Annotated in this window: 17 protein-coding genes; 14 read left to right on the forward strand and 3 right to left on the reverse strand. The window is 49.5% G+C overall.

The window, feature by feature from the left end; all coding sequences use genetic code 11:
* Nucleotides 1-6: 6 nt before the first annotated feature.
* From CAGA_RS02260 to CAGA_RS02270, 3 genes are all read right to left on the reverse strand, one after another.
* Nucleotides 7-3,267, reverse strand: a complete 3,261-nt coding sequence (locus CAGA_RS02260; protein ID WP_135657271.1) for a helicase-related protein — start codon at nucleotides 3,265-3,267, stop codon at nucleotides 7-9.
* Nucleotides 3,264-3,452, reverse strand: a complete 189-nt coding sequence (locus CAGA_RS02265; RefSeq protein ID WP_135657273.1) for a helix-turn-helix domain-containing protein — start codon at nucleotides 3,450-3,452, stop codon at nucleotides 3,264-3,266. Before CAGA_RS02265 ends, CAGA_RS02260 begins: the two co-directional genes overlap by 4 nt.
* A 360-nt stretch (nucleotides 3,453-3,812) precedes the next feature.
* A complete protein-coding gene (locus CAGA_RS02270; protein WP_135657275.1) occupies nucleotides 3,813-4,646 on the reverse strand; it encodes an arginase family protein in 834 nt (277 codons plus the stop codon).
* An 847-nt stretch (nucleotides 4,647-5,493) separates the two neighbouring features.
* Between CAGA_RS02270 and CAGA_RS02275 the strand changes: the two genes are divergently transcribed.
* The 14 genes from CAGA_RS02275 to CAGA_RS02340 all read left to right on the forward strand — a co-directional run bounded on the left by CAGA_RS02275 (nucleotide 5,494) and on the right by CAGA_RS02340 (nucleotide 22,653).
* Nucleotides 5,494-6,462: a glycoside hydrolase family 130 protein gene (locus CAGA_RS02275; protein WP_135657276.1), complete on the forward strand. Its 969-nt coding sequence runs from the start codon at nucleotides 5,494-5,496 to the stop codon at nucleotides 6,460-6,462.
* A gap of 50 nt (nucleotides 6,463-6,512) precedes the next feature.
* Nucleotides 6,513-7,565: a nucleotidyltransferase family protein gene (locus CAGA_RS02280; RefSeq protein WP_135657278.1), complete on the forward strand. Its 1,053-nt coding sequence runs from the start codon at nucleotides 6,513-6,515 to the stop codon at nucleotides 7,563-7,565.
* Nucleotides 7,566-7,593: 28 nt separating this feature from the next.
* Nucleotides 7,594-8,790: a glycosyltransferase family 4 protein gene (locus CAGA_RS02285; protein ID WP_243112910.1), complete on the forward strand. Its 1,197-nt coding sequence runs from the start codon at nucleotides 7,594-7,596 to the stop codon at nucleotides 8,788-8,790.
* Complete coding sequence (locus CAGA_RS02290; RefSeq protein ID WP_135657282.1) at nucleotides 8,765-9,784, forward strand: glycosyltransferase; 1,020 nt, start codon at nucleotides 8,765-8,767, stop codon at nucleotides 9,782-9,784. Before CAGA_RS02285 ends, CAGA_RS02290 begins: the two co-directional genes overlap by 26 nt.
* Before the next feature lie 274 nt (nucleotides 9,785-10,058).
* Nucleotides 10,059-10,634 carry a 50S ribosomal protein L25 gene (locus tag CAGA_RS02295; RefSeq protein WP_135657285.1) on the forward strand — a complete coding sequence of 192 codons (576 nt, stop codon included), beginning with the start codon at nucleotides 10,059-10,061 and terminating at the stop codon, nucleotides 10,632-10,634.
* Between the two features lie 696 nt (nucleotides 10,635-11,330).
* A complete protein-coding gene (gene dhaS / locus CAGA_RS02300; protein ID WP_135657287.1) occupies nucleotides 11,331-11,939 on the forward strand; it encodes a dihydroxyacetone kinase transcriptional activator DhaS in 609 nt (202 codons plus the stop codon).
* Between the two features lie 106 nt (nucleotides 11,940-12,045).
* Nucleotides 12,046-13,014 (forward strand): glycosyltransferase family 2 protein, encoded by a 969-nt coding sequence (locus tag CAGA_RS02305; RefSeq protein WP_135657290.1) that lies wholly within the window; start codon nucleotides 12,046-12,048, stop codon nucleotides 13,012-13,014.
* Between the two features lie 191 nt (nucleotides 13,015-13,205).
* On the forward strand, nucleotides 13,206-14,630 hold the full coding sequence (miaB, locus tag CAGA_RS02310; RefSeq protein ID WP_243112911.1) for a tRNA (N6-isopentenyl adenosine(37)-C2)-methylthiotransferase MiaB: 1,425 nt from the start codon (nucleotides 13,206-13,208) through the stop codon (nucleotides 14,628-14,630).
* Nucleotides 14,631-14,647: 17 nt separating this feature from the next.
* Complete coding sequence (locus tag CAGA_RS02315) at nucleotides 14,648-15,055, forward strand: YlbF/YmcA family competence regulator (RefSeq protein ID WP_135657292.1); 408 nt, start codon at nucleotides 14,648-14,650, stop codon at nucleotides 15,053-15,055.
* A gap of 34 nt (nucleotides 15,056-15,089) precedes the next feature.
* Complete coding sequence (mutS, locus tag CAGA_RS02320) at nucleotides 15,090-17,708, forward strand: DNA mismatch repair protein MutS (protein WP_135657294.1); 2,619 nt, start codon at nucleotides 15,090-15,092, stop codon at nucleotides 17,706-17,708.
* A gap of 123 nt (nucleotides 17,709-17,831) precedes the next feature.
* Nucleotides 17,832-19,700: a DNA mismatch repair endonuclease MutL gene (gene mutL / locus CAGA_RS02325; RefSeq protein ID WP_135657296.1), complete on the forward strand. Its 1,869-nt coding sequence runs from the start codon at nucleotides 17,832-17,834 to the stop codon at nucleotides 19,698-19,700.
* A gap of 5 nt (nucleotides 19,701-19,705) precedes the next feature.
* Complete coding sequence (gene miaA / locus CAGA_RS02330) at nucleotides 19,706-20,662, forward strand: tRNA (adenosine(37)-N6)-dimethylallyltransferase MiaA (protein ID WP_407932250.1); 957 nt, start codon at nucleotides 19,706-19,708, stop codon at nucleotides 20,660-20,662.
* Entirely contained in the window at nucleotides 20,655-21,941 is a 1,287-nt protein-coding gene (locus tag CAGA_RS02335) for an HlyD family efflux transporter periplasmic adaptor subunit (protein ID WP_135657301.1), read from the forward strand. The genes miaA and CAGA_RS02335 overlap by 8 nt, the downstream gene beginning before the upstream one ends.
* On the forward strand, nucleotides 21,919-22,653 hold the full coding sequence (locus tag CAGA_RS02340) for a YggS family pyridoxal phosphate-dependent enzyme (protein ID WP_135657303.1): 735 nt from the start codon (nucleotides 21,919-21,921) through the stop codon (nucleotides 22,651-22,653). Before CAGA_RS02335 ends, CAGA_RS02340 begins: the two co-directional genes overlap by 23 nt.
* Nucleotides 22,654-22,672 lie beyond the last annotated feature (19 nt).

Consider the following 22,672-nt stretch of genomic DNA (forward strand, 5'->3'; position numbering starts at 1 on the left):
ATCACCCTATTTCAGAACCAAGAAAGTAATCAGTTCAAAATCATCCATGCCATCATTTAGTGCTTTTTGCAGAGAAGTGCCGCCCTTACTGAAAAGGCTGGCCACGCCGATCTCCTGCTTTTTGCCCACCAGATTTTCAATGGCGGTCTCCAGCAGCGCAGAGTAGGCTTTCATGTTGCTGCCGTCCTGAGTTTCGGCGTTGAACTGCGCCGCCAGCTCCGTGAGCACTTCGCCTTGCCCGGAGCAGAGCTTTTTGTAAGCATCCAGAATCTTTTTGGCGTGGAGGAAAGAGAGCTTCACCTCGCCGCTTTGCGTGACATAGAGCAGATAATAGGGGAACAGCGCGTTCTGCTCCCGTGTCTGCGCCGCACCGTGTACCTGCCGCAGGGTAAAGATCACGCCGGGGGACAGCTCGCCTTGCAGTTCGGTCGGAATCTGCGCCACGGCGTACATCCCGGAAGGCGCCTGCGCCAGCTCCTTTTTGTGGTCTTTGAGATAGCCCATCAGGTCGGTTTTGAAGTCATTGAAGGTCATATCCGTGATGGAAATACCGCCGGAGATGTCTTCCAGATCCACCACTTGGTTTTGCAGGCTCTTGAGCTGCTTGCGGCGATACTCCAAGTCCTTCATCTCACGGCTGCCCTCGTCGATGACATTTTCTTCGCCGGTGGCGGAAACATCCAGCAGCACCATGCGCCCCTGCACCCGCTGCTGCAGGTTGATGTATTCGTCCAAGTCCTGCATAGGCCAGAAATTGACCAGCTGGATGACCTGATTGGTGGAGCCGATGCGGTCGATTCGGCCAAAGCGCTGGATAATGCGCACCGGGTTCCAGTGGATGTCGTAGTTTATGAGATAGTCGCAGTCCTGCAGGTTCTGACCTTCGGAAATACAGTCGGTGGCGATCAGTACATCAATTTCGCCGGCCACATCCGGGAATATCTTCTCCTTGTTTTTGGAACGCGGGGAGAACAGGGTCAGCACCGTGTTGAGGTCGCTGATTTTCACCCGGCCGCGCTGGCCAGATGGAATTTTAAGCGTGGTTTTATTATCGCCGCTGCCGGTCACCATGGCAGCAGTCAGACCGAGCCCGGACAAAAAGGGCGTCAAGTTTTCATACAGGTAGTTGGCGGTATCCGCAAAGGCGGAGAAAATAACCAGCTTCCGGTTTTCGCCGTTGAGGGGGTTTTTCACCTTATCGGAAATCAGCGTCTTGAGGTCGGAGAGCTTCTCGTCCCGGTCAGGCGTCACCTGACGGGCAATCTGCAAAATCTGTTCCAGATTTGCGCGGTCACTCAAAAGGTCGTCCTTCCAGCGGATCAGATCCATATCCTGCAGCAGCACTTTGACTGATTTGCCCACGGCCAGATCGTCAAGCTCCGGGTCATCCAGATCAATGTCGCCGATGCTGACATCTGCCGGTTCGGACAGCATTTTGCTGTCGGCAAGGGATAGGGCGTGGTCGATGCCGTGCAGAATCTTGTCTACCGTCAGAGAAAAGGAATGAATGGAGCTTTCCATGCGCTTGAGGATACCCACGCGCATGAGGTTGACCAGGCTGCTTTCGCGGTCGATCTGCTTAAAGACGCCGCTGCCCACCTGAGCGTCATAGCGCTTGCTGTATTCCGCGCGCTTTTCCGGCAGAAGATAGGCCAGAGGTGAATAGACGCAGAGGGTCAGGCGCTTGATCATCGTGTTGACGTCGCCGATAGGCGGGAATTCATTTTTACTGTCCACACCAGAATAGAGGTTTTTCGGCGGCAGGCGTTTGGGGAACTGACCGATCTCCGCAATGTTGTAGTATTTTTCAATGTGCTTGCGGCTGCGGGCGATGGTGATGGTATCCAGCAGCTTGAAGTAGCTTAAATCCATCATTTCCACAAAGGTGTCGGAGGTGCGCTCCTCATCCGGCAGCTCCGACCAGCGGTTAAACACCAGCTGCGCCTTGCGCAGAACGTGCTCAATGCTGGGAATGCCCACCTCGGAAAACGCGTCGTTTTTGCCCTCGGTGATAAAGGCGATCTGATTCTTGATATCGTTCATCCGGTTATTGACCGGCGTTGCAGACAGCATGAGAACGCGGGTTTTAACGCCCGCGCGAATAATATCTTCCATCAGCCGCTCGTAGCGGGTGATATGCCCCTTGACGGGCGGATTGTTGCGGAAATTGTGGCTCTCGTCTATGACCACAAGGTCATAGTTGCCCCAGTTGACCGTGGCAAGGTCGATGTCGCCGCTCTTACCGCTTTCGCGGGAGAGGTCGGTGTGATTGAGCACATCGTAGTGGAAGCGATCAGCAGAAAAAAGGTTGCGTCGATCATTCAGAGTGTAAATGCTCCAGTTTTCCCGCAGCTTTTTGGGGGCCAACACCAGCACCCGGTCGTTGCGCAGCTCATAGTATTTGATGACCGCAAGCGCGGTAAAGGTTTTGCCGAGGCCGACGCTGTCTGCGAGAATACAGCCGCCGAACTTCTCGATTTTTTCAATAATACCGATGGCACCGTCTTTTTGGAATTGATAGAGTTTGTTCCAAATTTCGGTTTCCTTGATACCGGTGCGGGACTTCATAATGTGGTCTTCGGACAGCTCATCCAGATACTGATTAAAGATGTGGTAGAGTGTAACAAAGTAGATGAACTCAGGCGTGTTTTCCTTATAGAGCACCTGCACCTGCCGGAGCACCTCGTCCTTGATATCCTCAACCGCAGAGCCATCATTCCAGAGATCGTCAAACATTTTCAGAAACTGTGCTGTGCAGTCGCTTCCGTACATACAGAGGTTGCTGTCCGCTCGGCTGGACGGAGTCAGGCCGAGGCCTTCCGTGGTAAAATCCACAGTGCCGTTGATGGAGACAGAATCGACTCCGTTGTCGATATACACAAGGCGCGGCTGTGCGGAGTTTGGGGATGTAAACATTTTGATCTGTGCTTTTCGCTCCAGCCATTGGGCACATTCCCGTGCGACGGAGGCCTGACACATTTCATTACGCAGTTTGATTTCGTATTGATTGCCCGAGAGAGCCTGTCCTGCAGGATGATCTATGTAATATTCACGGCTGGGTTCTTCCTCATTTTTGACAAAAACCGGATCAGTGAACAGCATCCGCACGCCGTCCACCTTCATGAGTTCTTTTTTTAGCTCCGCAAAAGCATAGATAGTGAAGTAGGCCGTCATTACCGACAGCTTGGAGCCTTTGCTTATATTTTCCCGCAGTTCGTCTGCAACGTTGCCATTGCGTTTATTGTCAAGCATCTTTGGTGGCTTCATCTTGCCACCTCTGTTTCATGACTTGCAGTACGCGGGTCGGCAGGCTTTTTCGCGTCTGGTGGCAAGAGCCATGTCTTACCAGCCTTTACTGTACCGGGAATGCGCCCCTGTGCACAAAGAATTGCCACTCTGCGGGGAGATATTCCCCAAAGCTGAGCTGCCTGCTTTGTTGTTAGAAACTCCATAATTCGCACCTCGCCGACTATATTTCGATAGATAATAGTATATTCTTTTATCTGAATATTTACAAGCGCTTTTTTGCAGATTGAGGTTATAGATATTTATCTACTAAACTGCAGAAGCCGCCTAAAACTTTCGTTTTAGACGGCTTTTTAAGTGTTGGCATTCCTTGGATACATACTTGGTGGATATAAATAGATTTCTTTCAAATAGGCTTAACAAGTAATAATAAATATGAGCAGCCAGGTAAGGATTGTCCTTGGCATCTGTCCATATTTCCCCGTACACGGCATTAAGCCCCATAGGTCACAAAGTGTACCTATGGGGCTTAACCCTTCGGTTTCCGGGATTTTTTCGTTATATGCCTACAATTTTACAGATAAATTATGTTCACGGCGATGAACCTTTGGCAATTTCGGATTATCGCTCTGCTTTGCGGAATCCGGGCCGGGGAGATGCCGTTTCCACAATTGCAGCAGTTCGTGATTTGCCTGATTGTTTTTCTGGTTTGCCGTGTTTGAAACAAACAGGTTTCCATAGATTGCAGGGAATTCCCCACAGACGTCCATTCCTACCACACTGTGGCTTTCGGCAACCGCGCAGAAAGCCTCCGAAAACTGGTGGAGCTCCATGATACCCTGATTCCAGTTTGTCCATGCTGCGTTTTTGCTGAATACGTCCTTATCAACAGAGAAGTAGACCGGATAAAGAATGGCCTGTTCCAGTTCTCTAACCCAATTTGTGCCCCCGGAAATCGTGCCTCCGGGGAAAAGCGTTATCTTCTTTGAATTTGGCAGTTCAGCCAATTCGGCGTCGTTCACGCCCACCAAAACGATCTGTTTCAGATGTGGCAGATGTTCCGCAGCCTGCCGTAACCAGTTTCCGCAGGAAAGAAGGTTGCCGAAGGCAGGGCGCTTCATGTCGCTGTGATGGTCGCACAAAACAAGTGCAAAATCTTCCCGGATCTTTTCCGCCAGAAAAAAAGTTATATAGTGGTAGTTCCCGGAACCGAGAAAGGCAAGTACCGGCCGGCCTATGTCTTTGATACGCTCGCGCAATTGATTTCGCGCTTGCGGATCGCAATATGTACAGACTCCGGGCATATGTTTTTTATGAATCCATCGGCATTTTTCCCGGCTGTAGAAATTTTGCGTCCGATAGACCCCGTCGAAGTCAAACAGCAATATGGTGCTTTCCATTCCTGATCAGGCCTCCAAACAAAAGCGCCGGGAAGCATATCGGAGGGACCGACGATATGCTTCCCGGCATTGCGGTGTAATTTGACCAATGTTTGCATTGAACATGTGGGTCGGCCGAAACTTCCTTCGGATATCCCGGACGAAAAGTCCCCACCAGCCCGTCCTATAACCAATTGGATATCCCTGTACAAAACACCCGGCATTTCGGCCTTGAAGATGATTCCATGTTGGGCTAACTGCAACATGCCCTCGAAAAGTTCTCGTGTGAAAGGGCTATCCGAAAGCAGAACAGTTGCTTCCCATTACATCGGGTTTCAAAGCAATCATAGGCAACAACTCCTTGCTTTCTATTTGATTATATATCCAGAGGATAGCACTCACAGCCCACAAGTGCTAACCTTCTATTATTTTATATAGCACTGCTTTTTAAAAATGTCAATACCTTTTTTCATGGAGTTGTTTCAGAAAAATTTTGCCTGCAAATCATTTTTATAAATTGTATTGAAGAAATCGTGAGTTTTTAAGAGGTTTATTGGGATAATTTAACATAATAGCTCTATTTCAAGAATATTAGCCAAATTTCAATATTGCCAACGGCAAAATATCAGGTTAACATAATTATATTAGCACTCAGTAATATCGAGTGCCAAGTGAGAATGGCTTATGCTTTGCTAACGTATAAATTAAAGGAAAGTCGGATTGATAAAGAAAAAGCGGCACTTCAAACAAACACCTTAATGAAGCGATCCAGAACACCGGGTTTTACAGTTGCTGTATGAAGTGACCGTAAGGCCCGGTAATTTTTAACCATTCGTACAGAAGCCTAGACGAAGGAAAGGAGAATGAAATGAACCATTTTGAAACGCGGCTGAGGGCCGGACACAATACTTACAAAGAACTTTTCCGGCGCTATCCCTTTAACCCGATCCTTACGGCCAAGGACTGGCCCTATCCGGTGAACGTAGTGCTCAACCCGGCGGCAACGATGTTCAACGGAAAGGTGCTGCTGCTTGCCCGCGTGGAGGATCGACGCGGGTTCTCCCATTTGACGAAAGCGGTTAGTGACGACGGCGTCAGCAATTGGATTATTGACAAGTCTCCTACCATGGCACCGGACCCGGATCATCCGGAAGAAGCCTGGGGCATTGAAGACCCACGCATTACCTACATACCAGAGCTGAAAAAATATGCCATTGTCTACACGGCCTATTCGAAATCCGGCGCAGTTGTGAGCATGGCAATGACGGAGGATTTCGAACACTTCGAGCGGCTGGGTGCGATCATGCCGCCGGAGGATAAGGACGCGACGATTTTTCCGCGCCGATTCGGAAATCGCTGGATGCTGATCCACCGACCGATCGAGCGCGGTGCGAACATCTGGATTTCCTGCTCTGAAAACCTCCGGTATTGGGGCGACCATAATATTCTGATCAATTCCCGCGGAGGAAGCTGGTGGGATGGCTGGAAGGTGGGCGTCTGCGCACAGCCCCTCGAAACTCCGGAGGGCTGGCTGCTCATGTACCATGGCGTCCGGCAGACAGCTTCCGGTGCGGTTTACCGCTTGGGCCTTGCACTACTGGACCGGGACGATCCGCTGAAGGTGCTCCACCGCAGCGACGAATGGATTTTCGGTCCGCAGGAGGTTTACGAAAAGGAAGGCGACGTGCAGGATGTTGTCTTCCCCTGCGGCTGGGTGTTGGACAAGGAAACCGGCAAGATCAAGATGTACTACGGCGCTGCGGATACCTGCATCGCGCTGGCGACCGCATCTTTGGACGAGGTGCTCGACTATATCCTCAGTTGCCCGGTGCCTTAGCGGCCTCGCATGATCGAATTAATTAGTGGGACGTAAAAGGAGGAATACTTATGAAAGCACTATTTCTGGTGGGCGGCCTGGGAACACGGCTTCGCCCCTTGACCGACCGGATGCCGAAACCGATGGTGCCGGTGATGGGCAAACCACTACTGGAGCGGAACATGGAAGCTCTGAAGCTGCACGGGATACGTGAAATCGTGCTGAGCACCTGTTATCGGCCGGAGGTTATCGAACAGTATTTTGGCAACGGGTCGGATTTCGGTTTGAAAATCCGCTATGTCTGTGAAGAGTCCCCGCTCGGGACGGGCGGCGCGATCAAAAACTGTGAGCAATATTTTGATGATACGTTCCTGGTGTTTAACGCCGACATCCTTAGCAACATCAATTATAGCGAAATGCTCCGCTACCATAAGCGGAAGAAAGCGGACGTTACAATCGCGGTAACACAGGTTGAAAATCCCTCCGCCTATGGAGTGATCGAATATGACGAGGACGGATATGCTTATCTGTTCAAGGAAAAGCCGGCCCCGCATGAGGTCGTTTCCCATTTCATCAACGCGGGCGTTTACGTCTTTGAACCCTCGGTGCTCTGGAAGATTGCTTCCGGAAGGCCGGTTTCGGTCGAGCGGGAGGTCTTTCCGAAGCTGCTCGAGCAGGGGCGGAAGATCGCCGTTTACAAGGGCTGCAATTACTGGCTGGATATTGGAACGCCTGAAAAATACATCCAGGCCCACCGGGACGGCTTCGAAGGACGGCTGCACCTGCCGGAGATCAATTTCCATGAGCGCGCCGTGTACAGCGCCTCAGACCCCCATATCAGCGGAACGGCCGTGCTGCGGGGCCCGGTCTGCCTTGGTCGCAACGTGCGCATTGAAGCCGGAGCGGCCGTTGGCCCCAACGTGGTAATTGGGGACAACGGCCAAATCGGGAAAAAATGTAAAGTTGCCAATAGCATTCTATGGAACAACGTGGTTCTGGAGGACGGAGCCGAACTGTCGGAATGCATTGTGACCGATGGGAGCACCGTGGAAGGCGCGTCGAAGCTTAAGCATTCTATCTACACGCCCGATATGATTAAATCGGCCAAACACCTGGCTGTCTGATGATTCGGCCGAGAACGGAGGAATGAATTTGGAATCGAAGGAAAAACGTTTACATATTGCCTTTTTAAGCACCTATCCGCCGCGCGAATGCGGCATTGCCACCTTTACGCAGGATCTTGTTCGGGAGTTGAAAAAGAAAGATAATCTGAAAACCAGCGTTATTGCAATCAGCGACGGGAAGTATTCCTATGACGGCGATGTGTTGTTCGACTTTCCGCAGCAGAACTGCACAAGCTACCTGAAAGCTGCGGAGCGGATCAATGCCTCCGACATTGATTTCCTCGTCGTGGAGCACGAATACGGTATCTACGGCGGCAACTGGGGGGATTATCTGCTGGAACTGGCCAAACGGGTGAAAAAACCAATCATCTCCACCTTGCATACCATCCTGCCTGACCCGAGCGAGAAACAGCGGGAGGTTTTGCGGGAGCTATGCCGCAGGAGCAAAAAGGTTGTGACGATGGCGTCCAACTCGTGCAGGATTCTCGAGGAAGCCTATGGGGTTGATTCCTCCAAGATTGTGATGATTCCTCACGGCGTTCCCTCCTTTGACCTGCCGCCGAGAGAGGCGCTGAAAAAGGAACTGCATCTGGAAGGCCGTACGGTCATCAGCACTTTCGGACTGATCAGTCCCGGCAAGGGTTTGGAATACGGCATTGAAGCAATCGCCCAGGTTGTGCAAAAGCATCCCGATGTGCTGTACTTCATTCTGGGTCAGACCCATCCTGTCGTGCGCAAGCAGTACGGTGAATCCTACCGCGAGAGTCTGGAAAAGAAGGTTCGGGAATTTGGGCTGGAAAACAACGTCCGGTTTGTGAACAAATATCTGACGAAGGAGGAAATCGTCCGGGGGCTGCAGCTTTCTGACATCTATATGACGCCGTACCTTAACCGCGATCAGGCGGTCAGCGGAACCCTCGCCTATGCGGCGGGATACGGCAGGGTGATCGTTTCCACGCCCTACCTCTACGCGGAGGAAATGCTTGCGGACGGCCGCGGCCTACTTGCTGATTTTAAGGACTCCCGGTCACTTGGCGAGGCTATCAATCTTCTGATCGAACATCCTGAAAAACGGAAGGAGATGGAGGCAAAGACCCTGTGCTTCGGTAAAACAATGCGCTGGGATGCCGTTGCGGATCGTTACGCCACAACCTTCCGTCAGACGCGCCAAGAAGCTTGCGAAAGGAGCGAGGCTGAGCATGAAAGACTTAAGATTGCCGAATGACGCCTATATCTTCCGCATGACCGACGACACCGGCATGTTTCAGCATGCAAAACGTTCCGTACCCGATCCGTGCGAGGGCTACACCACCGACGACAACGCGCGGGCGCTCATCATGGCTTCGTTGCTCTACGAGCTGACAAAGAAACAGAAATATCTGGAACTGGCGGTCCGCTATCTCGGCTTCCTGCTCTATGCCAAAAACGGAGCATGGTTCCGCAACTTTATGGATTATGACCGCCGCTTTTCAGAGGAAAAAGGCTCGCAGGACTGCTTTGGGCGCTGCATGTGGGCGCTGGGCTTCACGACGTCCCGATCCGACCTGCCGGAAGAAATTCGCGGTGTGGCGGATGACCTTTTGCGCCAGACGGTATCCGGTTGCAACGAGCTTACATATCTTAGGTCGAAAGCCTACGCTGTGATCGGATTGAATTACTGGAAAGACAGCGGTTCCCGCGAACTCGTGATCCGTCTTGCCTCCGAAATCAGCGATGCCTATGAGCACTGTGCTGCTCCGAACTGGAAATGGTTTGAGGATAAAATCACATACTGCAATTCCATCCTGCCATGGGCGATGCTGATTGCATATGAAACAACAGGGGAAAAAAGGTATCGCGAAATCGGCTTTGAAAGTCTCGACTTTCTTCTGGAGAAAACCTTTGTCGGAGATATCTTTCGTCCGGTGGGCTGCAAAGGCTGGTTCCTGAAAGGGCAGCAGCCGGCTGAATACGACCAGCAGCCGGTAGAGGCATGCGAAACGCTTCTCGTCTGCCTGAAAGCCCATGAGTTGACCGATGAGTCACGCTACCTGGATCGAGCCAGGCAGTGCCTTGGCTGGTACACCGGGCAAAACATCCGGAAGGTTTCCCTCATTGATCCGGACACGGGCGGCTGCAGGGACGGTATTACCGCCGGAGAGCCAAATCAGAACGAGGGCGCGGAAAGCCTTGTTTCATGGATAATTGCATCGCTTACGTGGCTGATTCATTTGGGATAGGAAAACTAGAAAACTCAATAGCAATCAATAACGCCAATGAAAAATGAAGCGTAAAAAAGGCTGCAACTATTGAACTGGTTCAAGCAAATAGACACAAAAATCGTAGAATAGCAATGGATTTAAGCCGTCTGGCTCTATTTTTTCAAAGGAGTCAGGCGGTTTTCGTTTAAAACGTGCGCAGGGTATTCACGACCAGTTAATAATTATCGTGTAGAATAAAAAAATAGCGAATACATTCGAAAAATAGTACGAAAGCAAGAAGGAGTGTCTTATTATGCAAGAGATCATTTTAAATGCGATGGAAAGAAGCGAAAGCACAAAGAAAGTGAGGAGTGCCGGTTTTGTCCCGGGTGTTCTTAATGGACCGGGGGCCGTTTCCACCCCAGTAAAGTTTGAATATTCCGCGATGAACAAAATAATCGCGAAACATGGGGCAAACGCGAAATTGTGGGTTGCGTTCGGGGACAAAAAAGAATTTGGTTTTATTAAGGAAGTACAAAAACACCCCGTAGACAATAAAATTCTGCATGTTTCCGTTCAACTGGCCGAGAAGGATCAAAATGTTCGAATGATTTTGCCGATTCATTTCAATGGCCAATCGGAATTGGAAAGCAGATTATTACAGTTACAGGTTCTTAAACCGGAAGTTGAGGTGGAAGGAAAGACTGCGCTGATACCGAACGAGGTAGCCGCGGATATCTCAAAGAAAAATTCCGGAGAAAATGTCACCGGCGTTGATTTCAACCTGCCCGCAGAGGTTAAAATACTCGATCCGGAAGATGAAGTTTATGCGGTTATTAAGACCGACAAAAGAAAATTATCAGGGAACAATGAGAATGAAGCGGGCTAATGCCGGCTTCTCCATAGAAGAGCCCAAGCTTTGCGATTTCCAGTTCTTATTCCAGCATAGCCATTGGGATTTCTCCAAAATCAAAAATCCAAGAATAAAACTCAGCCATGAAAAAGCCGCCCTTGACGGACGGCTTTTTCATGGAAATTAAGCAATATTTCAAAAAAGGTTCTTGTAATCGATTGAATTATATTTATTATATCCCTTTTTCTGTTTGGTTGGTGATTTATGGCAATAATACGATAATTTAATAAAAAATTAATGAAGGAAATATAGATTTGCAATATTTCCGACCGTTGCAGGAAAAAACGGGATTTGCTGGAAATTTACATGGATTGGCATTGCGTCGCGCATTTATCACATTCTTCCGCACATTTGATACAATGTTCATCCTTAAACAGTTCACATTCGTTGCCGCATCCCTAAAGCACACAGCCTGCACAGACCATGGCATATGGCAGGAATCCATAGCCATGAATGAAGCTGATTCCCTGCAGATGCATGCACATTCGTAAAGCTTAGAAATTTTTTGCGTTCCGCAACATCCGGTTCAAGCATAAATTATGAATGAATTTTAACTTTAGAATTAAATTTTGAGTTAGTCGTGATACACATATATTGAAAAAAATGGAAATTGCTGTTAAAATGATAACTAATGTTACCTGTTGCTTACCAATCTTCTACAGGAGTATAAAAATGTCTGATTCACTGATTACCAAAAATGCAATAGCGGCATCAATCAAGGAATTAATGCGGAAAAAGCCGCTTGAAAAAATATCGGTTTCCGATATTATGCAAAACAGTAAAATAAACCGGCAGACTTTTTACTACCATTTTAAGGATAAGTACGATCTGGTAGATTGGATCTATTATAATGAAGTGGTTTCCGTCCTAACGCAGCACCGTACCTTTAAAGAATGGGATGAAGTGGTGCTGGAAATACTGAAGACTATGAAAAGCGAGCAGTATTTTTATACGAATGCATTAAGCGTGACAGGGCAGAATGCCTTTCAGGATTATTTTTTCAAGGTGACAAAGGGGCTTCTGGAAGAAATTATCGATGTTCTTTCCCAGGGGCAGATTGATGGTGCGGATAAGGAGTTTACCGCTGACTTTTATTCCTTCGGGCTGGTAGGGATTGTGGTCCAGTGGGCGCGTGGGGGCATGAAACAGCCGCCCGAAGAGATTGTCCAACGGTTGATGCATTTTGTGAACGACAGCAAATATAACGCCGCCGCCCGTTATTTAAAAGAGCACGAAGAGGAAAAAATTGACACTCCCGTTTTTAAAAGCGATTTTGACTGAAAGAATTTGAGAAAATAGACGGATATCCGGCAGTTTTCATCTTTAAAAAAAGGAACATTATGATATAATTATATGCACAGGGCAGACGCAGGAAAGGAGTTCGGCGATGCAGATTACGAAACTTTCTGTCATTATTCCAGTCAAAAATATCGAACGGGAAATAACGGGGGTTTTGCGCTTTGTTGCAGCGCAGGTGTCCGGGCTGGAAGCGGAATTTATCGTAGTCGATATGGGCTCGTCGGATAAAACGGTTTTGGCAGCGGTTCAATTTATAAAAGAAAAAAAGCTTCGTGGCTTTGTAATCCAGAACGGGGACGGGCCGGTTGCCGCGGCTTTGAATACGGGCCTGCAAAAATCGGGCGGCGACTATATTACTTTTATATTTGCACGAAGGCTCTACCGTGATTTCCTTCAGGGTTATCTTGAAACCGCTGCCCGCACTTCTGCTGATTTTGTTTTCGGAAGTTTGAATGAAGAAGAAGCCAATGCGGCGGAACGCCGAATGAGCAAGGCAGTTTGTACTGAGCCGGGCACGCAATATATAAAGAATATTATAAAAAATACCATTCACATTGATATATCGGCAATATTGATCAAACGAAAATTCCTATTCGAACGGAAGATCCGCTTTTTTGATACCTGCTCGCACGGTTACGCGGAAGAGTTTGTTTACAACTGTTTGCTGTCCGCTGAGGTTATTGTGCAATCGCCCACAATTTTAAAACGCGACAATATTATTGAATTAAAAAGGGGCAAACTAAAACCGGTTGGTAAGAATATTTTTCAGCATACCGACGCTATGTTGCGCATCTACGATATCCTTAAGACAAATTATCGGGACGATGTCGAGTTGATACGGCTGTTTGAACGGCAAAAGCTTCCGCTTACCATTATGAACGGGGTGGATATCCTTCTGCAAGAGGGAATGGGTTATAACGCGATTCGCGGGTATCTCCGCGTGGCGGGGTACGACAAGCTTCTGGTCACCGGGAAGCAGACGGATAAGGATTTGAAGCGCAGGATTACCATTTGGCGGGCGATTCCCTGGATGTACAAAGTAAAAAAGATAAAGTGAAAAGATTATGTGGCAAATCGCCCTGCGGTTCGGTGAGCCGCGGGGCTTTGTGCATTTTGCCTTGAAGTGATTTCCGCAACATGGTATAATAGCCCAAACGGCAATTATGCAATTTATAAATATATCGCAGCGGCACTTTGCGCCTGTGGTATAATAATATAAAAACCATATATTGTAGGAGGTAAACCTTTTTGTCAGAACATTTTCCGGTTCAAATGCCGCCGCAGACCCGGTCGCAATCCGATTATATCCGCGATTTGGCGCAAATTATGGCGGTCAGGAAGCGCGGCCCCGTCCCCATGGCGCTCGTGCACACGTACGGCTGCCAGCAGAATGTGGCGGACGGCGAAAAAATCAAGGGCCTTCTTTCGGAGATGGGCTTTTCTTTTACGGATAAAGAGGAAGAAGCCGATCTTATACTCTATAATACCTGTGCCGTCCGCGAGCATGCGGAGAACCGGGTTTTCGGCAATGTGGGCGCCTTAAAAAATGTAAAGCGCCGCAATCCGTCGCTCATTATCGCGCTTTGTGGCTGCATGATGGAACAGGAACATGTTTCCGAACGGATACGCAAGAGTTTCCCGTTTGTCAATCTGGTTTTCGGCACGCATGTAATCCACCGGCTGCCGGAGCTTTTGTACACCGCGATTACCGACGGTCGCCGCGTGTTTGAACGCGGGGACGAAAGCGAGGATCAGCAGATTGTGGAGGGCTTGCCGGTCCGCCGCGACGGAACCGTTAAAGCGTGGCTTACCGTTATGTACGGATGCGATAATTTTTGCTCCTACTGCGTAGTGCCCTATGTGCGCGGGCGGGAGCGTAGCCGGACGCCGGAAGCGATTTTTGATGAGTTTTCCGCTCTTGTTAAGGAAGGCTATAAGGATATCACCCTTCTTGGGCAAAATGTCAATTCGTATGGCAAAAATCTTAAAGAGCCGGTGAATTTTTCACAGATACTCCGGATGCTTGACGAGGTGGAGGGCGATTACCGCATCCGCTTTATGACTTCGCACCCGAAAGACGCAACGCATGAGCTGATCGACACCATTGCAAACGGGAAGCACATCAGCCACCATCTGCATCTGCCGTTCCAATCCGGGAACAACCGGGTGCTGCGGGAAATGAACCGGGGATACACCCGGGAAAAGTACCTTGAACTTGTCGAATACGCAAAGGAGAAAATTCCCGACCTGTCCCTTACTTCCGACGTGATCGTCGGTTTTCCTGGGGAAACGTATGAGGAATTTTTGGATACGGTTGACTTGATTCAAAAGGTTGGCTTTACGTCGCTTTATACATTTATCTATTCGCCCCGCGTGGGTACAAGGGCGGCGAAAATGCCAGACCCCGTTCCGGCGGAGGAAAAATCAAAGTGGTTTGCGCAGCTTTGTAAGACACAGGAGCAAATCGCCGCGCGGCGGTGTACCGCCATGGTTGGCACCACTCAGCGTGTGCTTGTCGAGGATCGGAATCCCAAAACGGGACTTTTAGCCGGTCGAACTGACGGCAACATTATCGTGGATTTCCAAGGGGACGAAAGCCTAATCGGCAGCTTCCAAAATGTACGCATTACCTCCGCGCGCAACTGGGTTTTAAGCGGAGAGCGAATAAAATAACTTTAAGGAGTTTCAACATGGACATTATCAGCCTCGCGAGAGAAATCGGCAAGGAAATTCAGAAGGATGACCGGTATCTGAACTGGCAACTTGCAAAGCAGAACAGCGACGACGATCAGGAACTTCAAAGATTAATCGGCGAATTTAATTTAAAGAGAATCGCAATAAGCAACGAAGCGTCAAAGCCGGAGCAGGACACCGAAAAAATGAAGCTGCTTAATCAAGAGCTGCGCCACATTTATGCCAAGATTATGCAGAATCCGAACATGACTGCTTACAATAAAGCAAAGGAAGAAATGGACGCCCTTTTGCAGCGCATTGAAGCAATCATCCGGCAGTCTGCCGATGGCGAAGACCCGGAGACAACCGATTACGAGCCGTCCTCCTGCGGCGGGAACTGCTCGTCCTGCGGCGGGTGCCATTAAATTGAAAGATTTATAAGGAGATGAAGTGCAGGCGATGGCAAATCTGTCACCAATGATGCAACAGTATTTTGAAATAAAAAAACAGAATCCCAATACAATATTGTTTTTCCGACTTGGTGATTTCTATGAAATGTTTTATGATGACGCCAAGCTTGCATCGAAAGAACTGGATTTAACGCTGACGGGGCGCGACTGCGGACAGGAGGAACGCGCCCCCATGTGCGGCGTGCCTTTTCACAGCTATGAAAGCTATGTGGCCCGCCTTGTTGCCAAAGGGTACAAGGTGGCGATCTGTGAGCAGATGGAAGACCCCGCCTCAGCCAAAGGTTTGGTAAAACGTGATATTGTCCGCGTCATTACGCCCGGTACCGTGCTGGAAAGCAGCATGCTTGACGAAACGCGCAATAACTACATTTGCTCGCTCTGCGTTGAAGGCGCGGAGGCGGGCATTTGCTTTGCGGATATATCCACCGGGGAACTGCATGCCACCACCCTCAGCGGCGGAGATTTATCCGAAAAGCTAAAAAATGAGCTAGCGCGCTTTTCTCCGCGGGAAATCCTGATTAACCCGAATGTCCTAGGTTTTTCGGAGCTCCCGAAGTTTATCCGGGAACGCCTTTCCGCCAGCATGGAATTGCTTGACCACGAGGACTTCGAAAAGGAGATCTGTTCGTCCCTGGTTCTACAGCATTTCCATGAAGAAAATCTGGAAGCTTTAGATCTTTCCGGTAAGGAGAATATCGTCCGCGCCCTCGGCGCGCTGTTCTGCTATTTGAAACAGACGCAGCGCACCGGAATCGAACGGATTAATACGATAGATCTTTACACCGGAAAACAATTTATGCATTTAGACCTAAATACGCGCCGCAACCTGGAATTGCTTGAAACCATGCGTAACAAGGAAAAGCGGGGTTCGCTTCTTTGGGTGCTCGATAAAACGCGCACGGCTATGGGTAAGCGTTTAATCCGGAATTGGATTGAGCAGCCGCTTTTAAGTCCGGCTCAAATCAGCAGGCGGCTAAACGCGGTCCAGGAACTGGTGGACGACCCTATTCTGCGCGGCGGTATTTCCGAACAGCTGACTGGAATCCATGATCTTGAACGCCTGATGTCCCGTATTGTTTACGGTTCTGCAAACGGAAGGGAGCTTCGTTCACTTTCCTCTGCGGCGGCAAGGCTTCCGGGTTTAAAGAATATGCTGAAAGAGGTAAAGTCGAATCTCCTTGCGGAAATTTATCAGGACATTGATGTGCTTGACGATATTTCGCAGTTGATTGAACGTTCCATCGTGGAGGACCCGCCGTTTTCCATCCGGGAGGGCGGTATCATTAAGCCGGGCTACAATGAAGAACTGGATCTTCTCAAGGGGGATATGAGCGACGGACGTGGGATTATCGCCCAAATCGAAGCACAGGAACGGGAACGGACCGGAATTCCAAAGCTGAAAGTTGGATATAACCGCGTTTTCGGTTACTATATTGAAATCAGCAACAGCTATAAGAACCAGGCGCCGCCGGAATACATACGAAAGCAAACGCTTACAAACTGCGAACGGTTTATTACCCCTCAACTGAAAGAGCTGGAGGGAAAAATCCTCGGCGCGCATGATAAATCCGTACAGCTCGAATTTCAGCTTTTCGACGCGATACGGAAAGAAGTCGCCGCACAGCTTACCCGCGTGCAGAAAACGGCGCATGCTGTGGCACGGCTTGATGTTCTGGCTTCCTTTGCGCAGGTGTCGGCGGACAACCATTATGTTCGCCCGATTGTGAATCTGGATGGAAAGCTGATTCTGAAGGAAAGCCGCCATCCGGTGGTGGAAGCTTTGCTCGACGCTCCTTTCGTTCCAAACGACGTTATGCTCGACAAAAACGAAAACCGCGTGGCTATTATTACCGGACCGAATATGGCGGGAAAATCCACCTATATGCGGCAGGTGGCGCTCATTGTTATTATGGCGCAGATCGGGTGCTTTGTTCCGGCTTCTTATGCGGAAATCGGCATTACGGACAGCATTTTTACACGTGTGGGCGCATCGGATGATTTGGCGTCGGGACAGTCCACTTTTATGGTAGAAATGTCCGAGGTTGCCGATATCCTGAAAAATGCAACCCCGAACAGCCTGCTGATTCTGGATGAGATCGGACGCGGCACGTCCACCTTTGACGGAATGAGCATTGCGCGTGCTGTTTTGGAGTATGTTGCCGATAAAAAGCTTCTTGGCGCAAAAACGCTTTTTGCAACGCATTATCATGAGCTTACCGAGCTGGAAGAGCTGGTAGACGGCGTGAAAAATTATAATATTGCCGTGAAGAAGCGCGGGGACGATATTACCTTTCTTCGCCGGATTGTGCGCGGCGGAGCGGATGACAGCTTCGGCATTGAAGTTGCGAAGCTTGCCGGCGTTCCGGAGAAAATCGTGAACCGTGCGAAGCAGGTTCTGGCGGAGCTGGAAAGCGGCCAGGAGGTTTCGATGCCGAAAAAACGCGGCAGGCGCAGTACACAGGATGAACAGGAAGAAATACAGCTTTCGATTACGCCCCCAAATGAAGCGGAAGTGTTGGATAGGCTGAGAAGGCTCGACGTAAACACGCTGACGCCGATCGAATGCATGAATACGCTGTTTGAGCTGACCGCCTTGGCAAAAGAATAGGCAGTACTGCCTTCGTATTTGGAAACAAGGGTGTTTTAAAAATGCGATCGCGTGCAGCAGTAAAGCTGTTCAAAGACATCAATTTCGAGGAATTCTTTGATAAATTCGTAAAGGAGGGAAAGAATGGGGATAATCAACGTACTGGATAAACATGTCGCCGAGCTGATTGCGGCGGGTGAAGTCGTTGAGCGCCCTGCCTCCGTCGTTAAAGAGCTGGTTGAAAATGCAGTTGACGCGGGTGCCTCTGCGGTTACTGTGGAAATAAAAAACGGCGGAATAACCTATATGCGGGTTACGGACAACGGAAGCGGTATTTTTCGCGACGATGTCGCCGTTTCCTTTTTACGCCATGCCACCAGCAAGGTACACAGCCAGGATGATTTGGATACCATTTCTACCCTGGGTTTTCGCGGTGAAGCGCTAGCTTCGATTGCGGCGGTATCCCATGTGGAGATGCTGACGCGCACGAAGGACGAGCTTGCCGGTACGCGCTATGTCATTGACGGCGGCGTTGAACAAATCTGTGAGGATGCCGGCTGCGCGCAGGGGACGACCATTGTGGTGCGCGACCTGTTTTATAATACCCCGGCGCGGATGAAATTTCTGAAAAAAGATGTGGTGGAAGCCAATGCGATCGCCTCGATCCTTGACCGGATCGCGCTTTCCCACCCGGAGGTTTCCCTGCGTTTTCTGCGCGACGGAAAAGAAACGCTGCACACCCCCGGGGACGGAAAACTGAAATCCGCCATTTACGCGGTTTATGGGAAAGAATTTACGTCAGGGTTAATCCCCGTCGATTATGAACTCAACGGGGTGGCGCTTTCGGGTTTTGTCAGCAAGCCGTCTGCAGCGCGCCCCAATCGGAGCATGCAGCAGTTTTTTATCAACGGCCGTTATGTGAAAAGCCGCACCGCAATGGTTGCCTTGGAAGAAGCTTTCAAGGGGTTCATTATGGTTGGAAAGGTTCCGGCATGTGTGCTTCATTTAAAAATTGCTTTTCATGCAGTAGACGTGAATGTTCACCCCACGAAAATTGAAGTCCGTTTTATGAACGAAAAGCCGGTTTTTGATGTGGTGTACCATGGCGTAAAAACCGCATTGAATCAGGGGGATACGCCGAATGTAATGACCTTGCCGAAACCGGCAGTCCCGGCATTTGAACAGCCGAAAGCGCCTGTTCAGATGGAATGGGGGATAAAGCCCCCGGTGCGGCCTTTTCAAAAAACAGAGGAATCTTCACGTCGGCTTGCCGTTAGCGACGTTCAGGTTCCACTTTACAATACCCTTTTTAAAGTGAAGAAGATTGAGGCTCCCGAGCCTGCGCCGGCTGAACCGGCTTCCAATATGCCCGCTGTGCAGAAAGCGGACGAAATTCCCGTCGAGCCGAAGGCGCCGCCGGCGGAGGAAATATCGCCGAAACCGAAAAAGCCGGGAAAGCTGGTTGGGGAGGCGTTCAGCACCTATATTCTTGTCCAGCGCGGGGAGGACGAGTTGGTCTTTATTGATAAGCACGCTGCCCATGAGAGGATGCTTTATGAAAAGCTGAAAGCAGAGGGTGGCCAGGCGGTTCAGCAAATGCTTCTGAAACCGGTCACGGTTACGTTGGAAAAAAACGAGTATGCTGCGATTCTGGAATCCCTTTCCCTTTGCGCCGAAGCGGGTTTTGAAATTGAGGATTTTGGCTCTGGTACCGTGCTGGTTCGTAGTGCGCCGATGATTTTAGAAGAAGATGTTGCCTCCGCAGTCATGGAAATTGCCGGATATTTGCAAAACGCAAAAAATGATATTATGACCGAAAAGCTCAACTGGCTGTACCATAATATTGCGTGCCGCGCGGCGGTGAAGGCCGGGAACGAAAGCTCGCCGCAGGAGCTGGCCGCACTTGTTCAGCGGTTGGAGGATGAGGATATCCGCTATTGCCCGCACGGGCGGCCGGCGTATATCATCATGAAAAAGAAAGATTTGGAGCGCCAGTTTGGGCGGATACAATAGCCATGATGAACCGAAATGAAAAAATACCCGTCGTTGCGGTTGTCGGGCCGACCGCTTCCGGCAAGAGCCGCTTAGCGGTGTGGATCGCGCTGCAAACGGACGGCGAAGTCATATCCGCAGATTCCATGCAGATTTATAAAGGAATGGATATTGGAACGGCAAAGCCAACCAAAGAGGAAATGCGGGGTGTACCGCATCATCTGATTGATTTTGCCGACCCTTCCCGGCCGTTCAGCGTTGCGGATTACGTTTCGCTTGCTTCGGAATGCATTAGCGAAGTGTATTCGCGCGGGAAACTGCCGATTCTTGTCGGCGGAACCGGGCTTTATATCCGTTCCCTCCTTCGGAATATTCAATTTATCGAAGCTGACAGGGATGAGAAATTACGGGAAGAACTTACCCGCAAGGCAGAAAGGGAAGGTCCCGAAGCGCTTGTTGCCGAGCTGGAAAGCTTTGACCCGGAATCCGCGAAGCGGATCGATCCGCATAATATCGTCCGCCTGGTCCGGGCAATTGAAATATACCGAACATCGGGCATAACCATGACGGAGCAGCTAAGACGTTCGAAGGAAGCGCCCTCTCCGTACGACGCCTGTATGATTGGGCTGGACTTCAAGGATCGCCAAACGCTTTACAACCGGATAAACCTCCGCGTAGACAAAATGATGGAGGAAGGTTTGCTGCAGGAAGCGAAAGAGGTTCTGAGCCAATCGGGTTCGCAGGCCGCGCTGCAGGCAATCGGCTACAAGGAGCTGCTTCCGTATTTTAACGGCCAGTATTCTCTGGAGGAAGCGGTGGAAAAAATTAAACGGGAAACCCGCCGCTATGCAAAACGCCAGCTTACCTGGTTTCGACGCGATACGGATGTTCATTGGATTATAATAGACGAGTCCATGGATTTTGATTCGGTTGTGGAACAGGCCATGCAATTTATCTATCGGAAAGGATGGTTCCATGAATAACCAGTTTTTAAGAAGAGCCTCGTCGGTTATTTTAGCCATCCTTTTATACATTTATTTGGGGTACCAAATTTATAACGCACATTATGAGCCGGTGCAGACGGAAACGGTTTCCTACGCCAGCACTTCTGATACCGTGCAGGTGAACGGTACGGCGATACGCAAGGAACGCCCGATTACCGCGCAGGTAAACGGCATTCTTACTTACGTCATCAACGACGGCGGAAAAGTCGGGGTGGGCGGAAAGGTTGCGCAGATTTATGCCAATGCACAGAGCGCTGCCGTGCACCAGGAGCTTGAAAATCTGGACAGCCAGATTTCCGAACTGAAAAAGCTCAGTACGCCGGGTGATACGTATGCGGCAAATCCGGATTCCATTGGAAAGCAAATTAATCTGAAGCTTACGGAGGTTCTTTTCAATTTGAATGCGGGCGAAACCGCTAAGCTTTCTAATGCCCGGAACGATTTGCTTTATTTAATGAACGAGCGGCAGATTGTTACAAACCGCTCTGTGAATTTCAGCGCCCGGATTGCGGCCTTGCAGGCGAAACGGGCCGCGCTCGCCGCATCCGCGGGAGCGGCTACGGGCTCCATAACCGCTCCTGCTTCAGGCTATTTTATTCGTTCTACCGACGGCTATGAATCCGTGTTTGATTACAACAATGTCCTTTCCCTTACGCCTGCCGCACTGGAAGCAAGTTTGAAAAAGGGGTCGGTTCCGCAAAATGAGGCGATCGGGAAAATATGCGAAAATTTCGACTGGTATTTTGCGTTTGTTATTCCGGGGAATCAGATTGTAAAATTTAGGCTGGGCAATAAGGTTACAATTAATTTCCCGTTTGCCTCTAGTGAAGCGGTTCCCGCGACCGTTGTTGCGGTTAATCAGCCGAATAAGGATTCGGAAGCGGTTGTTGTGTTAGAAAGCAATTTTATGAACTCCTCCATCGCTTCCATGCGCAACGCAGCCGCCCAGATACAGATCGGGCAGTATTCGGGGATACGGGTCAGCCAGAAAGCCGTCCATTTTGCTACGGTGACAAAAACGGTAAAAGACAAAAACAATAAAATGTTTACTGTAAAAAAAGAAGTTAAAGGCGTTTATACAATGCGCGGTAGTGAACTGGTGTTTAAACAGATCTTTCCGCTTCTCAGCACAGGGGATTATGTCATCTGTGACGCCGACCCGCCGAAGGACGAGCTGATGACAGCTTCCACTGTGAAACTGTTTGATGAAGTGGTTATAGAAGGGACAGATTTATATGATGGAAAAGTCGTTAAATGAGTTTGAACAGCGTTTTCGCAGTCTGGAAGAAAACTATAAGGTAATTCAGAATACGATTGCCGAGGCGGCGGTGAAATCCGGTCGCGACCTCAAGGATATTACGTTGCTTGCCGCAACAAAAACTGTTCCGGTTGAAGTGATAAACCATGGGATTGAGCTTGGAATCGACCACATCGGCGAGAACCGCGTGCAGGAACTTTGTGAAAAATATCCTTCCTATGATCTTGCCCATTGCGAGCTTCACTTTATTGGTCATTTGCAGACGAACAAGGTGAAAAAACTAATCGGGAAAGTCAGCATGATTCAATCGGTGGACAGCGTGAAGCTGGCGGAGGAAATTTCGCGGGTCTCCCTTTCCCGCAATCTTACAACAGATATACTGGTCGAAGTAAATATCGGTAAAGAAGAGAACAAATCCGGTGTTCTTCCGGAAAATCTGAAAGATTTAATCGAGCAGATCGCTGTTTTACCGTCTTTGCGCACGCGCGGTTTGATGGCAATACCGCCGGCAGATACGGATGAAAAGGAAACGCAGGGTTATTTTACAAAGATGCATCAATATTTTGTTGACATAAGGGCGAAAAATATAGATAATGTTAATATGGAGTTTTTATCCATGGGTATGTCGTCAGATTATTCTTTGGCAATTTTATCAGGAGCCAATATGGTTCGGGTAGGCTCCGCGCTGTTTGGCTCAAGAATATACAAATAAAATCATCATAGGAGGGATA

Source organism: Caproiciproducens galactitolivorans, from assembly GCF_004768785.1.
GTDB classification, from domain to species: Bacteria; Bacillota; Clostridia; order Oscillospirales; family Acutalibacteraceae; genus Caproiciproducens; species Caproiciproducens galactitolivorans.

Excerpts from the sequence above, each read along its gene's own strand:
- CAGA_RS02260 (WP_135657271.1), bottom strand. The coding sequence starts at position 3,267 with ATGAAGCCACCAAAGATGCTTGACAATAAACGCAATGGCAACGTTGCA.
- CAGA_RS02270 (WP_135657275.1), bottom strand. The coding sequence starts at position 4,646 with ATGGAAAGCACCATATTGCTGTTTGACTTCGACGGGGTCTATCGGACG.
- CAGA_RS02290 (WP_135657282.1), top strand. The coding sequence starts at position 8,765 with ATGAAAGACTTAAGATTGCCGAATGACGCCTATATCTTCCGCATGACC.
- mutL (WP_135657296.1), top strand. The coding sequence starts at position 17,832 with ATGGGGATAATCAACGTACTGGATAAACATGTCGCCGAGCTGATTGCG.
- dhaS (WP_135657287.1), top strand. The coding sequence starts at position 11,331 with ATGTCTGATTCACTGATTACCAAAAATGCAATAGCGGCATCAATCAAG.
- CAGA_RS02305 (WP_135657290.1), top strand. The coding sequence starts at position 12,046 with ATGCAGATTACGAAACTTTCTGTCATTATTCCAGTCAAAAATATCGAA.
- CAGA_RS02280 (WP_135657278.1), top strand. The coding sequence starts at position 6,513 with ATGAAAGCACTATTTCTGGTGGGCGGCCTGGGAACACGGCTTCGCCCC.
- mutS (WP_135657294.1), top strand. The coding sequence starts at position 15,090 with ATGGCAAATCTGTCACCAATGATGCAACAGTATTTTGAAATAAAAAAA.
- CAGA_RS02315 (WP_135657292.1), top strand. The coding sequence starts at position 14,648 with ATGGACATTATCAGCCTCGCGAGAGAAATCGGCAAGGAAATTCAGAAG.
- CAGA_RS02265 (WP_135657273.1), bottom strand. The coding sequence starts at position 3,452 with ATGGAGTTTCTAACAACAAAGCAGGCAGCTCAGCTTTGGGGAATATCT.
- miaA (WP_407932250.1), top strand. The coding sequence starts at position 19,706 with ATGAACCGAAATGAAAAAATACCCGTCGTTGCGGTTGTCGGGCCGACC.
- CAGA_RS02295 (WP_135657285.1), top strand. The coding sequence starts at position 10,059 with ATGCAAGAGATCATTTTAAATGCGATGGAAAGAAGCGAAAGCACAAAG.
- CAGA_RS02275 (WP_135657276.1), top strand. The coding sequence starts at position 5,494 with ATGAACCATTTTGAAACGCGGCTGAGGGCCGGACACAATACTTACAAA.
- CAGA_RS02340 (WP_135657303.1), top strand. The coding sequence starts at position 21,919 with ATGATGGAAAAGTCGTTAAATGAGTTTGAACAGCGTTTTCGCAGTCTG.
- CAGA_RS02335 (WP_135657301.1), top strand. The coding sequence starts at position 20,655 with ATGAATAACCAGTTTTTAAGAAGAGCCTCGTCGGTTATTTTAGCCATC.